Below are 13,879 nucleotides of genomic sequence, written 5' to 3' on the forward strand. Positions count from 1 at the left end.
GCACTTTTAAGGTTTAATTAGTTTATATATCTAACTTGCTCTTACTTTATTAAGTAGCAGTATAAAAAATTTAAAAATATGGCTTCGCATTCACATCATTCACAAGAGGAAGAATTTTTAGGCGATATTCCAGCTCCACAAACTAAAGGTATTTGGCGGGTATTCTTAATTCTATGTGGTTTAACTGCCGTAGAATTCGCTTTTGCCTTTATGATGGACCCAAGTACTTTACGGAACAGTATCTTTATTATACTTACCATTTTTAAAGCATTTTTTATCGTAGCAGAATTCATGCACTTAAAGCATGAGACTAAATCTTTAATTTGGAGTATTTTGATTCCTACGGCTTTGTTAATTTGGTTACTGATTGCTCTAATAACCGAAGGAACCTACTTCGGCGATAGTGTTTATAATTATTTAAAATAATACGATTATATGTCACCTAAGAAGGTACTAATACTAGGTTTACTATTATTAGTACCTATTTTTTTATTTTTATTTTTAAAAGGTTTTGGTACGAACCATTACGCCTTACCTTTTTATTATCCGGAAGTTGATGAAAATACGGAAATGCCCATTGTTCGTGATGGAGATACTGTTTTTCAAAAAATTCCCGACTTCCGTTTAGTTTCTCAAGAAGGCAAAGCCGTTTCGCAGGCCGATTTGCAAAATACCGTTTATGTGGCAAACTTCTTCTTTGCTTCTTGCCAGGATGTTTGCAAGAAAATGTCGGCTCAAATGGTACGGGTAAATGAGGCTTTCCGTAATAATCCGCAAGTAAAGTTAATTTCTTATACCGTAGATCCGGAACGGGATTCGGTAGCCGTATTAAAGCAATACGCCAACATGTACCAAGCTGATCCGGCAAAATGGTTATTTGTAACCGGACCTAAAAAAGAAATTTACACTTTAGCGCAGACGGGTTATAAAGTAGCGGCCGTGGAAGTTCCCGGAACCGTGCCTGATTTTATTCATTCCGAAAAACTAATTTTAGTAGATAAAGAAAAACATGTGCGCGGTATTTATGATGGTACCAACGCGCAAGACGTAGACCGCCTAATTACCGAAATAACTGTGCTGTTGCATAGTTATCAGCAAAATGAAAAATAACGATCGTACTTATTTGATTTTAATTGCCATTTTATCGGTGGCAGTTCCTTTAATCGTAGCTTTTTTATTGTTTGTGCCCCAAACAGGTAAGCTAGGTAGCGTAGATGTTACTTTTTTACCAAAGTTGCATGCTTTGCTTAATTCTTTAACTGCTCTATCTTTAATTATTGGATACTATAACGTAAAAAATAAAAATATCCGGGGGCATAAGTTTGCCATGGTTACGGCATTTACTTTATCGGCCTTTTTTTTAATTTCTTACGTTACGTACCATTACCAAGCTCCACCAACTAAATTTGGGGGAGAAGGAACCTTAAAAACTATCTATTACGTAATTCTTATAACGCATATTGTGTTAGCGGCAGTAATCGTACCTTTGGTATTATTATCGGTGTATTTTGCGGCGAGCAATCAAATAAACCGGCATAGAAAAATTGCCCGCTGGACATTCCCGATTTGGTTATATGTGGCCGTAACAGGCGTAGTGGTATATTTTATGATTGCTCCTTATTATCAAATTTAAGTTAGCTAAATATTATTGTATGAAAAGATTTTTTAAAATTTTCGTATTTCTGTTCTCATTCGTGGTATTTACTGCAATGCTAGAGATTCCTGTTTCGGCACAATGTGCCTTATGCCGCTCGTCGGTTGAATCGAACCGGGCCGATGAAAAGCTAAGTAAATTTGGCAATGGCTTAAACAAAGGTATATTATTTTTGGTGTCGGTCCCTTACATTATGGTGGGTACAGTAGGGTTTTTATGGTACCGGCATAATCGAAAAAATAAAGGTAAATAGTTCTGTTATTTACATTCTTAAAACTACTAAAAGCAAAAATCCCCGGTAATTCCGGGGATTTTTGCTTTTAGTAGTTTTGATGTTTTCATTTACCGGCACTCGCTACAATAAACTTATTTCTTTAAATTTTGTCATCGTTATATTTAGCCTAATTAGATCATTAAAGCAAATTGCTCCTGGTGGTATTACAAATTATTATTTAAACATATTCTTATGGCTTTAATGCACTCGATAAAATTTAATTTAAAGAACATGCTTCCGGGTTAAACTAAGCATTGGGTTTAGTTGGTTTATTCTTATGCAACCTGGTTCGCGAAATAGTACTTTAAAAGCATAATAGCTGTTCTTTTCTGCGGAATTTGCATAATTTTTGAATAAGTTCGTGTAACCATACTTTTTTGATTTGAAATCCCGGCCATTTCCTTATATCCATTTAATAGCGGCTATCATCTGTTTTGCGGCAGCCGCTATTCTTAACCTGTATACTTATTTTTCCCAGTCGTCGGCAGATAAAAATATTTCTTTTGTAGCGGATAACATCAGCAAGGCCATTAATGCGGCCGACCAGGATATGGTATTAGCCAGAACGTATTTGCGGGAAGATACCGTTCTTTTTTTGAGGTTATTAGGCAAAACTCAATATCCCTGTTTTATTTTAAAACAAGACCGGCTGGTTTTTTGGTCTGATCATACTACGGTTACTGAATTTGATAATGCTACCATTAAAGAAGGGTATAGTGTAATTGAATCTAAATTTGGGAGGTATCTGGTTAGTAAAAAAAATCATCAGAACTTTACTATTCTTATCTATATTCCGCTGGAAGTTAGTTTTGGCATTAATAACAACTATCTGCAATCTGGGTTAAACGATGCCATTTTCGGGAGTATGCAGGCTCGTTTATTCACCGATCCTAATTCGCCTTTTCCTAAATTACGGACTTCCGATGGCACCTACTTGTTTTCGCTGCAGCAATTAGTAGAAACGGATGTCCGGAAAAGTAGCCAGGCAGCAATTGCCATTATTACTTTAGGAATAGGATTTTTGGTTTATTGCCTCATTTTTATAAGCCAGTCGTACTTAAGGCGCGATGAGTTTGTGCGGGGCTTGGCTATTTTAATTATACCATTGTTCGGGCTCCGGATAATGCTCCTGTTTTTTAATTTTCCGTTTTCTGTTCTGGAACTGGAAGTTTTCAACCCCAAACTCTACGCCGCATCTTTCTGGTCGCCATCCATCGGCGATTTATTGTTAAATGCTATATTGTTAGCCGTACTTACTTTTAATCTGGCTTATATTTTCCGGAAGCTGCATATTACCAACCAGCTCAGAAATTTAAATACCCGGGGGCGGATTTTAGTAAAATTAGGTTGTGCTGTAATCTTTTACCTGATGCTGCACGGATTGTACGTGTTTTATTTAGATTCTTTTACCAACTCTTTACTCGTGTTGGATGTATCGCAGAGTTTAGATTTTTCTTTTTATAAATTTTTGCTCTACACGGCTTTTATTCTGCATACCGTTATATTTTTCATCTTTGTTCATTTTTTAACCCAAATCTTTCACGCGGTTCAACCAGATAATACAGCGCCGTACTGGTATTACCTGCTTACTGGTTCTGGTGGATTTTTTGTTCTGATTGGGGCCTTAAACAATAAAGCCGGTATTATTTTATTTGGTTTAAGCTTACTGTTTTTTGTAGCCATCATCTTTGTCCGCTTTCGCCGGAATATTACCGCTAACCCTTACCAAACCTATTTATTTATTTTTTGGATTATTGGCATGAGCTCCGCAGCCGGGAGTTTGGCCATGTACGTGCATTACCAGAATTTATTATTGGTAAACAAACAAAAGTTTGCTTCCGGAATTTTATTAGATAATGATATTCAAGGAGAGTATTTATTGAATGATGTTTCGCAGAAAGTACAGGCAGATATTTCTATTAGAAACAAGTTTGCGCTAGACCCTTATATTGATGTAAATTTTATCACGCAAAAAATAGAACGATATTATTTGCGCGATTACTTTGATAAGTACGAAGTTAACGTATTGGTATTTGATGCAAACGACCAAATTTTAAACCCGAATGATATAACGCTCCGAAATGAGAATAGCGATATTAACCTGCCGCTATACATTAAAAATGTACTCCGCGATGCGGTACCAACCGAGCGCGACGGTTTATTTTTAATTAAAGAAGAAGAAGAGCAAAACTCCCGCAGGTACATCCAATTTATTCGGTTACGTACCGTAATTAAAGCTTTAGCCACCATTGTATTGGAGCTAAATTTAAAAAAATTAACTCCTTACAGCGTTATTCCGGAATTGTTGGTTGATCAAAAGTTTTTTCAGCCTTTATATAACCGGGATTTTAGTTATGCTTTTTACCAGGATAAAAAGCTGACCTACAACGAAGGTGATTATAATTACACGCGCTTTTTTTCACCCGCCATCCTGGACAATCCGGAGTTAAGAATAAATGGGTTGCAAGTAAATGGGTACCATCATTTAGGTTTTCCTACGAAGGGCGGCAAGTTACTGGTGGTAACCACGGCTAGTTATTCCTTACGGGATGTAGGTTCTAATTTTTCGGCCTTATTCCTGGTGCACACGTTGTACCTGCTTATTTACATGCTGCTCTTTTTCTTGATGCGGGCACGGTATATACAGGAGTTCAGCGCTAATTTTAGTACCAAAATTCAATTGTATCTAAACTTTGGTATCTTAATTCCTTTAGTTTTAATTAGTATTGCCACGGCCAGTTTAGTAACCGGCTCTTACCGCCAAGACTTGGAAGATACTTATTATAAACGGGGCAAATTAATTCAGGAAAACTTTTTGAGCAACGTTGCCAAGAATGGCAACGACGACAGCCAGGATGGTTTAGCCGTGCAGGTGCGGCAACTCGCCGATTTATCAGAAACCGACATAAACCTTTACGATAGCCAGGGCAAATTAATCTTCTCGAGCCAACCACTTATTTTCGAGGCAGGACTTTTGTCGAGGTACATTAACCCCGAAGCATTTGTAACGATTGAAGAAGGGCACGCCCGTAGGGTGTTGTTACAGGAAAGGGCCGGTAACATTCAGTTTAACGCCTTATACATTCCGCTTTATAAAGATGAGTATAATAACCAGGTAGAAGCTTTTATTGGCTTGCCCTTTTTTGATTCGGAAAAAGAGCTTGATTCTAAGCTGATTGATCTTTTTACCACCATAATGAACATTTTTACCGCCATGTTTATTGTTTTTATGGTACTTACCTATATTGCTTCCAGGGCCTTAACAGTACCTTTAAAACTGGTTACGCAAAAACTAAAACAAACTACCCTTACCGGACAAAACGAAAAATTAGAATATTACTCGGCTGATGAAATTGGCTTGTTAGTAAATGAGTATAACAACATGTTGCTAAAGCTGGAAGAAAGTAAAAAAGAATTAGCCACCCGCGAAAAAGAAGCCGCCTGGCGCGAAATGGCACGGCAAGTAGCGCACGAAATTAAAAATCCGCTGACGCCCATGAAGCTTTCGCTGCAATTTTTACAAAAAGCCATTGCGGAGAAACGCGAAAATACAGAAGCATTAATCAGTAAAATTTCGGGAACGCTAATTACCCAAATAAACACCCTCAGCGATATTGCCACTTCGTTTTCCAGCTTTACGGCTATGCCGGAATTAAAGCAACAGGAAATTGATATTGCCCAAATCTTGCAACAATGCGCCGAGCTGCACCAGGATGCCAGCAATCGCATTCAAATTTATATTCCGGCGGGTAATTTTCAGGTGGTGGCCGATGAAAGTTTAATGGTTCGTACTTTTAACAACTTACTTATAAATGCCTTGCAAGCTATTCCGGCGGGCCGCAAACCTTGCGTTTTAGTTTCCCTGCAAAAAAACTCCCCGGATAAAGTTCTTATTTCGGTAAAAGATAATGGGAGCGGCATTCCGGCCGAAATTTACCATAAGGTGTTTATTCCTAATTTTAGTACCAAATTTTCGGGTTCCGGTATTGGCTTAGCCGTAGCAAAACGCGGAATAGAAAGTGCCGGTGGACGGATTTGGTTTGAAACAATGGAAGACGAGGGAACTACCTTTTTTATTGAATTACCAGCCGTGGCAACATGAATAAATGGTGGTTGATCGGAATTCTCTGGGGCTTTGTTTTGTGGTCGGCCCAAGCGCAGTATTCCAACCAACGTTGTAAGTGGGTTTATCTGTCTGATACTCCCATCCAGCTAGATTCCCTCACCATTTTGCCTGGTTCCATTACCCTGCGGGGGGCTGCTGATACCCTTAACTTTCTGTATAATCCGAATTTAAATCAATTTCAAATTCTACGGCCGCCCGTACCAGTTATTTCGCGGGATAGCTTGGGTAATGTGAAAACCCAAACAAATTTAGGTCGTGATTCGGTATTGGTTTGTTACCGGGTGCTACCGTTTAATTTAGCCATGGCGCGCTATCGGCGTAAAATTACCGCAAATGATACCGTTTTTTTGCCTGGCGGTAAATTATACGCCGAAGAAATCGGAAGTAAAAAAGAAGAATTGTTCCGGACACCGGGCTTAAATAAAAATGGTACCATTACCCGGGGCGTTTCTTTTGGCAATACGCAAAACGTATTTGTTAACTCAGCTTTAAATTTACAACTCGAAGGTAAACTATCAGAAGAGATCGGGATTACCGCTTCTATTTCGGACCAGAATGTGCCGTTTCAGCCGCAAGGAAATACGCAGCAACTGCAAGAGTTCGACCGTATTTTCATTACTTTACAGCACCAGCTCTGGAATGTTACGGCCGGCGATATTGTGTTGCGCAACAAACCCGATTATTTTCTGCGGTATTATAAAAATGTACAAGGCGCTGCTTTCGAGGTAAATTACAATTTAAAACCCAACCAAAAGGCGAGTACTTCGGCGGTGGCTTCTGTAGCAAAAGGCAAGTTTTCTTCTATCCAAGTAAAACCCATCGAAAATGTGCAGGGACCGTACCGCTTAACCGGACCAACTACCGAAAAGTACATTATTGTGCTGGCTAATTCCGAGAAGGTTTATCTGGATGGTAAACTATTAACCCGGGGTTTTGATTACGATTACGTTATTGATTACAACCAAGCCGAAATTACTTTTACCACCCGCAATGTAATCATTCAAAGTTCCCGGATCCGGATTGATTTTGAATATTCGGATCGCAATTACAACCGCACTATTTATCAGGCGAGCCATTATCAGCAGATTAATAAACTGAACGTGCACGCTAACCTGTATAACGAATCGGATAACCCGAATAACTTATTAAACTTAGATTTAAAGCCCAGCGATAAGCAATTATTAAGTGAAATTGGCGATAGTTTACAACTGGCATTTACCCCCGGCGTAGAAACCGTGCCGTATGATCGGCAGCAGGTATTGTATACCGATTCCACGGTTATTGTGGATAATAGTACCCGCCAGATTTATGTGTATACCGAAGACTCGACTTTATCGGCTTATTATTCGTTGCGCTTTACGGATGTAGGGCAGGGGAATGGCGATTACCTGCCCGTAAATACCACAGTTAATGGCCGATCTTTTAAATGGGTGGCGCCTATAGACGGACACCCGCAGGGGCGGTACCAGCCAGTTCGGATTTTACCAACCCCCGTTCAGAAGCAAATGGCTACGGTAGGCGCCGATTACCAGCTAAACAAAGAAACGAATGTGTACCTGGAAACCGCCGTCTCTAAATACGATGTAAACCGGTTTTCCAGTAAAGATTCTCAGGATGATAATGGCAAAGCGATAAAAGTAGGTTATACGGTCCGGGAGAAAAGTCTGCCTATTTTGGGTAAGTACAAACTGCAAAGCGCCTTTAATTACGAATTTACAGATCGCAACTTTGTGGCTATCGACCGATACCGCGATATAGAGTTTGACCGGGATTGGAGCAATGGGGTTGTGGCCAATACCCGCCAGAGTGATAATATTTTAAATTTTTCGGTAGGACTCGTGAAAGACAATGCCCATACCTTTAATTACCGGATTAGCCGGCGTTACCGTTCGCAGGAAGTAGATGGCGTGCAACATTACTTAGATGTAGCGCAAACATTTAAAGGCTTTTCTTTGAAGGGTAATCTTTTTACCTTGTACAGTACCCGGCTGAATAAAGTAAAATCGGGGTGGGTGCGCGGCTTAGCCGAAATTACGTATCCTACCCGAAAAATTGTGCCCGGCTATACCTACCGCTTCGATAAAAACCGCGAAGATTCGGTTATTAATCCAGATTCGCTTTACAACTCGGCCATCTATTTTGACGAGCACATCTTTTTTGTGCGTAGTAAAGATAGTGCCGCCACCCGTTACGGTTTAAGTTACGGTTACCGCGCTGATCGCCGGCCAAGACAAGGAGAACTAGGTGAACCTGAAAATGCGCAAACCTATAATGGCTACCTGCAAACTAAAGTAGGAAGCACCCAAGATATTCAAGCGCAGCTCACGTACCGGCAAGCAAACAGCGTGGATAGTCTAAACAAAGCAACCATTCTATCAACGATTAACTGGAATGGCGATTTACTAAAACGGCATCTGCGCTCGGAGTTGAGCTATACAGTAGCCACCGGCCGGGAAGTAAAACGCGAGTATGAGTTTATTCAAACGGTACCGGGGCAAGGAACGCATTACTTAATGCCCGGCGGTAACCCCCGAAACTTAAACGATTACTACGAAGCGCAAACCCCCGATGCGCAGTATCGTACCCACATTAAAGTTTTTTTACCCACCGACCAGTACATTATTGCTTATACCAACCGGCTGAGCTACCGGTTAAATTCCAGCTTGCCACGTAGCTGGCAGGATGCTAATTCCATTTTTAAAAAAATGGCTTCGCGCTTAACCGCAATTACCTCCATTGCCATCGATAAAAAAACTACCGATACAGATTTAGCGCATCGCTTTAATCCGTTTAGTCAGAATATAGAAGATAGTTTGCTGCTTTCTAGGATTAACTCGTTCCGGAATACGGTATACTATAACCGGAGCAATCCTAAATTTGGTTTAGAGTTTACCATTCAGCAAAATCAGCAAAAAGTATTATTAACCAACGGCACCGATACCCGCGATTTACTAGTGCGCACCGTAAGTGGCCGGTATAATTTAAACGAGTATTTTACCTCCAAACTCCAGCTAAACCGTACCATCCGGAGTAACACTTCTAACTACTTAAGTACCCGAAATTTTAAAATTAGAACGTACGAAGCTTTGCCGGAACTAGCATTTCAGCCGAATAATAAAATCAGGTTTACGAGTACCTACCAATACGCCGCCAAAAAAAACTTTTACAACCCTGTAAATACAGAACGAGCGGTCTTTAACGATTTAGGTTTTGAAAGCCGGTTAAGCCAGGTAAATAAGCGTACTTTTTCGGGGCAGTTGCATTACACGCACGTGTATTTTAAAGGCGAGGTAAATACGCCGGTTGGTTACGAAATGCTTAACGCCCTTCGGCCGGGTAATAATTATACCTGGAACCTAAACCTGCAACAGCGACTTAGCAATGGTTTAAACTTATCTTTGAATTACGATGGCCGTAAGCCCAATAACTTGCGCACTTTTCACTCCGGCCGCATGCAGGTTTCGGTATTATTTTAAATTTTTTAAATTTTTTCATTTTAATAAATACCTATAGCGCCTTAAGGTTGGCAAACAGTATACAAGTAAAACGAAGTACGTACCGCCTTTGCTTTACTCCCAGATAGTTTTTGCAAGCGGTAAAGCTAAGGTGGCCCACTCGGTGTACATTTTGCCGGAGAAATGCAGCATATCCGGGGCTACATAAGAGCCATTTTGCAAAGCTTTACGCGAGGTTGGGGTAATATCCACAAAAGTAACGTTTAGCTGCTCGCATTCTTTTTGGGCTACGGTGTTAAAAGCATCAATTTCCTGGGCAATTTTTTTCTGGTCCCGGTCTTCGGCAAAAGGGGTAACACCCCAATCCGGTATCGAAAGAACCAATACATGCCTGGGTTTATCAGCCGCAAATTTTATAGCCGTTTGCAGGAGTTCCCGGAATTCGGTTTGGTAGGTTTCTAAGCTTTGGCCGCGGTATTGGTTATTTACGCCAATTAATAAAGTTACCAGATCAAAAGTAGCGTTTACCTTACTTTCCCGGATGGCTTCCTGCAGTTCGGCGGTAGTCCAGCCGGTGCGGGCAATGGTTGTGGGGTTAGCTACGTCGATGCCGGCTTGCCGCAAGTTTTGGGCTAAAAGGTAAGTCCAGCGATCGGCCACCGCCACACTTTCGCCGATGGTATAAGAATCGCCAAGAGCTAAATACGAATACTTGGCCGGTATATCTGGCGAGGCAAGTTCGGGGTATAGCATAGGTTTAAAATGAGTACAGGCTAAACTGGCTAACAGCAAAAGCCAACTAACTGGGTTGTTTAAAATATATTTTTGCATAATACCTGTAGGTAAGTTCAGGTAACTCCTTGGTATTTGGCTGGCAAGACTTTAACGCTGATTTTTTAAATTTTTGACTTTTGCTACGCATACGTGCGCATGGGATGGAATACATCCAGAATATAACAATCGGTTAAAGCTTTGGCGCTATGCACGGCATTGGGCGCAATGGTGCCAACCATGCCTGGTTCTAAAATTTGCGTTTCTCCGGCAATGGTAATTTCTAACTGCCCCGACAGGATATTGGTAACTTGTTCCTGGGGATGGGCATGTTCCGGCAACAAAGTGCCCGCCTGAACGCGCACGTACACTAAAGTTAAATTCTGGTTAGGCGTATGAATAATTTTGGCAGTAAAACCCGGGAATATTTCTTTATCCGGAATGGTGTCTAGGGCGATGTAACTCATAAAAATTTAAAAAATCTGATGCTGTGGTGTGTTTTGGCCTTTTTATACAATTAAATTGCTGTATGTAAGTTGATTACTAACAGGCGCAAGCAAAATAATCTTCGAAGCCGGGCGCCGGTTTACCTTCCACGCGAATAATCCGGTCCAGGCGAATGCCCTCGCCGGTATTTAATAAGATATATTCGGCGCTAGCCTGGGTAAACAGATCCTTTACAACGGCTTTAACCGATAAGTATTCCCGAATGTCTGAAAAATATTGAATACTCACGTACTTTTTTTGAGTAATGTAGTGCCGTAATTCTTCGCGAAAAGCTTCGGCTATCGGGTTATAGGTATCTTTTAAATCTTCCATAATTTTAAAATTTAATGCTTGTTCTTTTTAAAAAGAGGTAAAGCCCAATACCGTTTAAACAGTTTTAAAAAGAAAAAGCTTCATCCACTTACGCTATTAACCACAAGCAGGTACTCGTTTTAGGAGTATACCACTTGGCAGCCATTAAGTTTTTTAATACGATAATAAAAAAAATCTCTCTTGGTGTGTAATTCTAACAAGCGCCGCATCTGATAAAAAGTTAAACAAAATATAAAATCTGGTTTAAGGCAGAGCAAGTATGAAAGCTACTAAACTCTTGGTTATGAATATAGTGAGGTATTAGAATATTCCTGTTTTAAGCAAAACATTAGCAGGGCTAAAAATTCGAATTTTTAAAGCGAAAAATAAATTACGATTAGCAACAAAAAGCCTCAATGCCGATGTAATAGCTGAAGAAAATGGCCTGCAATTTGCCTTAATTAATCTAAGAAAAATTTAAAAAATTCTTTAAATATTAAATTTTATAAATATTAAATTGTTACATGCTATGAAAAAATTAATCTTATTTTTGGTTTTGCTAGTAAGTGTAGGGTATTCAGCTCAAGCACAATTTTCGCTAGGTATAAAAGGCGGCTTAAGCTCTTCGGGGGTTGATGTGAAAAATGCTAAAAATACCATTAACCAGTTAAAAGATGCCGACAACATTACCGGCTACCATTTGGGGGTTTTTACCCGGGCAAAATTCAATAATTTCTTTTTGCAACCAGAAGCTTACTTTGCTACCTCGGGCGGGCGGCTAAAACAAACCGATTTGCAAAATAACACCATCGACGAAGTAAAAGCCCGTTTTACCCGCCTGGATGTTCCTGTTATGGCTGGATTTAGCTTTTTAAAAGTGGCGCGGGTACAAGCAGGCCCAGTGGCTTCGGTGTTGGTGGGTAGCAAAATAGGCGACCAGCGCATTAAAGATTACCTGAATAAAACAGATTGGGGATTTCAGGTAGGAGCCGGCTTAGATATTAGTAACCTAACTTTAGATGTACGCTACGAAAATATAAACCGCGATTATACCAACCAAGACAGTTCTTTCGACTTAAAAAACCAGCAAGTAATTGTTAGTTTAGGAATTAAGTTAATCGGAAAATAATATTTTTTAAAATTTATGATTTGTGGCGCCAGTCTTTGCTTATGGTAAAGGGCTGGCGCTTTATTCTGTTATAAGTTAAAAAGTGCGGCGGTAAAAATAACTGTAAACTGAAAATATAGATTTAATGATAATTAAAAACAACTTAAATTGTTGTTAAAATACAAGTTTAACTAGCTTTTGTGAAGGTAAAATTACTTTTAAAAACGTACAATTAATCACTTTAATGATGATTTTAGGAGCAAGTAGTTAAATTATTTAAAAATTTTAGTTCTATTTCAGCTTGTTGCCGTTTACAGTTTAAATTAAAAAGTAAGTATTTGTTTGTAAACTTTTTAATAGGGGATTAAACGCATGAAAAATACAATTATAATTTTACCCATTGAATTAACTTATAATTACCGGTATAAAGAGCGTTTTAACGGCATGGTGGTGCATAACAAACTGATTCGTACGCCGGAACCGCGCAGTTATCCTTACATGATTATACCCGATTTTGGAAATTATACTTACTCTACCAATTAAATTATAATTTTAATTCGCTAAAACGCCAGCATCAAAAAGGTTGCTGGTTTTTTCATGCCTAAAAGTTTGTAAACCAAGGCTTGGTTATAAAGCGCCGTTTAAATAATTGTAAGTGTTGCTGATATTTTATTTCTTAGTACTTAATTAGCACCAGGAACTTGTTAAATCCGAATTTTGTAGAAATAGAAAGAAGCAAGAACTTAAAAAAATAGGCACCAACAATATGGCAGTTAATCTGGAACAAATCGGGACCCGGTTAGGATTTTACATGAGAATCAAAGGATTAGATATTTTTGCAATGGGCGAACGTACCAATACCTCGGCAACATTAATATCTAATATCGTTTCAGGTAAAAACTATTCTATGGATGAGTTATTATCTGTTCTGAACAACCTGCCCAACTTAAACTCGCACTGGGTTATTTACGGCGAGGGTAATATTTTTAAAGAAGAGAATATTGCCTTATCGAGCCTGGATGCCGACTTGATGCATAAAAACCGGATGAAGCATTTAACTGAAATGCAGAAATTGCTGGAAGTGTTAGATGAAATTGAGCGGACGAAGAAAAACACCTCAAAAGTAGATGAGTTAAAAGCCCGGATATCGGAGTTAACTAAAAAACTTTAGTAGAAACTACTTTTTTAAAATTGCTTGGGAGTTAACCCAGCGGCGGCCTTTCTTGCACCTGGCGCCGGTAACCTTTATTAAGCGAAATTACCCGGGAGGTAATAATGCTTATTTTTTGTAACTTTTGCGTGAGTTCTTGCAAGGTTTGGTCATGCTGTTGCGTAGCGGAGTCAGCAGTAGATAAACTGGCCAATGAATCTGCTTTAATTTTTGATTTTATATCTGCTTCTACTTTACGCCGGTAAGCGTATAAACTATTGTATAAATATCCGAATTCTGTTAATTGCCACATAGCCTCCCGCATCTATCTCCTGTTTAATTAAAGCACACGCTAGTTTGGTGTAGGTATTTATACGTTTAATTTCTGAACTACTACGTAAAAACCTAATTGCGGTTTACCAGGCGTCGCTTTTAAGCGCATTTTTGTTTATTGTTGCTGTTTACCGCTTGCGTTTGCGTAACAGGCACGTTGCAGGTATAGATTTTTTAAAAAAAATTTCAGAGCCATCCGATAATTTAAAC

General features: G+C 39.4%; 13 protein-coding genes. 9 read left to right on the top strand and 4 right to left on the bottom strand.

Features of this window, described 5'->3' with window-relative positions; translation table 11 throughout:
* Positions 1 to 78 precede the first annotated feature (78 nt).
* The 6 genes from HUW51_RS12355 to HUW51_RS12380 all read left to right on the top strand — a co-directional run bounded on the left by HUW51_RS12355 (position 79) and on the right by HUW51_RS12380 (position 9,530).
* Entirely contained in the window at positions 79 to 426 is a 348-nt protein-coding gene (locus tag HUW51_RS12355) for a cytochrome C oxidase subunit IV family protein (protein WP_185274323.1), read from the top strand.
* 9 nt (positions 427 to 435) lie between these two features.
* Positions 436 to 1,110, top strand: coding sequence for an SCO family protein (locus HUW51_RS12360; protein ID WP_185274324.1), 675 nt, complete (start codon positions 436 to 438; stop codon positions 1,108 to 1,110).
* Entirely contained in the window at positions 1,100 to 1,633 is a 534-nt protein-coding gene (locus tag HUW51_RS12365; RefSeq protein WP_185274325.1) for a DUF420 domain-containing protein, read from the top strand. Before HUW51_RS12360 ends, HUW51_RS12365 begins: the two co-directional genes overlap by 11 nt.
* A 76-nt stretch (positions 1,634 to 1,709) precedes the next feature.
* Positions 1,710 to 1,907, top strand: a complete 198-nt coding sequence (locus tag HUW51_RS12370) for a hypothetical protein (protein ID WP_228467025.1) — start codon at positions 1,710 to 1,712, stop codon at positions 1,905 to 1,907.
* A 403-nt stretch (positions 1,908 to 2,310) separates the two neighbouring features.
* Positions 2,311 to 6,030 carry a sensor histidine kinase gene (locus HUW51_RS12375; RefSeq protein WP_185274327.1) on the top strand — a complete coding sequence of 1,240 codons (3,720 nt, stop codon included), beginning with the start codon at positions 2,311 to 2,313 and terminating at the stop codon, positions 6,028 to 6,030.
* Positions 6,027 to 9,530, top strand: a complete 3,504-nt coding sequence (locus tag HUW51_RS12380) for a hypothetical protein (RefSeq protein ID WP_185274328.1) — start codon at positions 6,027 to 6,029, stop codon at positions 9,528 to 9,530. The genes HUW51_RS12375 and HUW51_RS12380 overlap by 4 nt, the downstream gene beginning before the upstream one ends.
* Positions 9,531 to 9,623: 93 nt before the next feature.
* On the opposite strand, the gene HUW51_RS12385 is transcribed toward HUW51_RS12380, so the two are convergent.
* From HUW51_RS12385 to HUW51_RS12395, 3 genes are all read right to left on the bottom strand, one after another.
* Positions 9,624 to 10,340, bottom strand: coding sequence for an SGNH/GDSL hydrolase family protein (locus HUW51_RS12385; RefSeq protein ID WP_185274329.1), 717 nt, complete (start codon positions 10,338 to 10,340; stop codon positions 9,624 to 9,626).
* An 83-nt stretch (positions 10,341 to 10,423) separates the two neighbouring features.
* On the bottom strand, positions 10,424 to 10,747 hold the full coding sequence (locus HUW51_RS12390; protein WP_185274330.1) for a cupin domain-containing protein: 324 nt from the start codon (positions 10,745 to 10,747) through the stop codon (positions 10,424 to 10,426).
* A 76-nt stretch (positions 10,748 to 10,823) separates the two neighbouring features.
* Positions 10,824 to 11,099, bottom strand: a complete 276-nt coding sequence (locus tag HUW51_RS12395; protein ID WP_185274331.1) for a hypothetical protein — start codon at positions 11,097 to 11,099, stop codon at positions 10,824 to 10,826.
* Positions 11,100 to 11,607: 508 nt separating this feature from the next.
* Here HUW51_RS12395 and HUW51_RS12400 point away from each other — a divergent pair.
* The 3 genes from HUW51_RS12400 to HUW51_RS12410 all read left to right on the top strand — a co-directional run bounded on the left by HUW51_RS12400 (position 11,608) and on the right by HUW51_RS12410 (position 13,357).
* Positions 11,608 to 12,207, top strand: a complete 600-nt coding sequence (locus HUW51_RS12400) for a porin family protein (protein WP_185274332.1) — start codon at positions 11,608 to 11,610, stop codon at positions 12,205 to 12,207.
* A gap of 351 nt (positions 12,208 to 12,558) precedes the next feature.
* The gene (locus tag HUW51_RS12405) at positions 12,559 to 12,729 is read left to right on the top strand and encodes a hypothetical protein (protein WP_185274333.1); all 171 of its coding nucleotides are present in this window, start codon (positions 12,559 to 12,561) and stop codon (positions 12,727 to 12,729) included.
* Between the two features lie 223 nt (positions 12,730 to 12,952).
* A complete protein-coding gene (locus HUW51_RS12410) occupies positions 12,953 to 13,357 on the top strand; it encodes a hypothetical protein (protein WP_185274334.1) in 405 nt (134 codons plus the stop codon).
* A gap of 31 nt (positions 13,358 to 13,388) precedes the next feature.
* Here HUW51_RS12410 and HUW51_RS12415 read toward each other — a convergent pair whose 3' ends face one another.
* Positions 13,389 to 13,661 carry a hypothetical protein gene (locus HUW51_RS12415; RefSeq protein WP_185274335.1) on the bottom strand — a complete coding sequence of 91 codons (273 nt, stop codon included), beginning with the start codon at positions 13,659 to 13,661 and terminating at the stop codon, positions 13,389 to 13,391.
* Between the last annotated feature and the right edge of the window lie 218 nt (positions 13,662 to 13,879).

The organism is Adhaeribacter swui, from assembly GCF_014217805.1.
Classification (GTDB): Bacteria; Bacteroidota; Bacteroidia; order Cytophagales; family Hymenobacteraceae; genus Adhaeribacter; species Adhaeribacter swui.

Excerpts from the sequence above, each read along its gene's own strand:
- HUW51_RS12355 (WP_185274323.1), top strand. The coding sequence starts at position 79 with ATGGCTTCGCATTCACATCATTCACAAGAGGAAGAATTTTTAGGCGAT.
- HUW51_RS12360 (WP_185274324.1), top strand. The coding sequence starts at position 436 with ATGTCACCTAAGAAGGTACTAATACTAGGTTTACTATTATTAGTACCT.
- HUW51_RS12365 (WP_185274325.1), top strand. The coding sequence starts at position 1,100 with ATGAAAAATAACGATCGTACTTATTTGATTTTAATTGCCATTTTATCG.
- HUW51_RS12370 (WP_228467025.1), top strand. The coding sequence starts at position 1,710 with ATGCTAGAGATTCCTGTTTCGGCACAATGTGCCTTATGCCGCTCGTCG.
- HUW51_RS12380 (WP_185274328.1), top strand. The coding sequence starts at position 6,027 with ATGAATAAATGGTGGTTGATCGGAATTCTCTGGGGCTTTGTTTTGTGG.
- HUW51_RS12385 (WP_185274329.1), bottom strand. The coding sequence starts at position 10,340 with ATGCAAAAATATATTTTAAACAACCCAGTTAGTTGGCTTTTGCTGTTA.
- HUW51_RS12390 (WP_185274330.1), bottom strand. The coding sequence starts at position 10,747 with ATGAGTTACATCGCCCTAGACACCATTCCGGATAAAGAAATATTCCCG.
- HUW51_RS12395 (WP_185274331.1), bottom strand. The coding sequence starts at position 11,099 with ATGGAAGATTTAAAAGATACCTATAACCCGATAGCCGAAGCTTTTCGC.
- HUW51_RS12400 (WP_185274332.1), top strand. The coding sequence starts at position 11,608 with ATGAAAAAATTAATCTTATTTTTGGTTTTGCTAGTAAGTGTAGGGTAT.
- HUW51_RS12405 (WP_185274333.1), top strand. The coding sequence starts at position 12,559 with ATGAAAAATACAATTATAATTTTACCCATTGAATTAACTTATAATTAC.
- HUW51_RS12410 (WP_185274334.1), top strand. The coding sequence starts at position 12,953 with ATGGCAGTTAATCTGGAACAAATCGGGACCCGGTTAGGATTTTACATG.
- HUW51_RS12415 (WP_185274335.1), bottom strand. The coding sequence starts at position 13,661 with ATGCGGGAGGCTATGTGGCAATTAACAGAATTCGGATATTTATACAAT.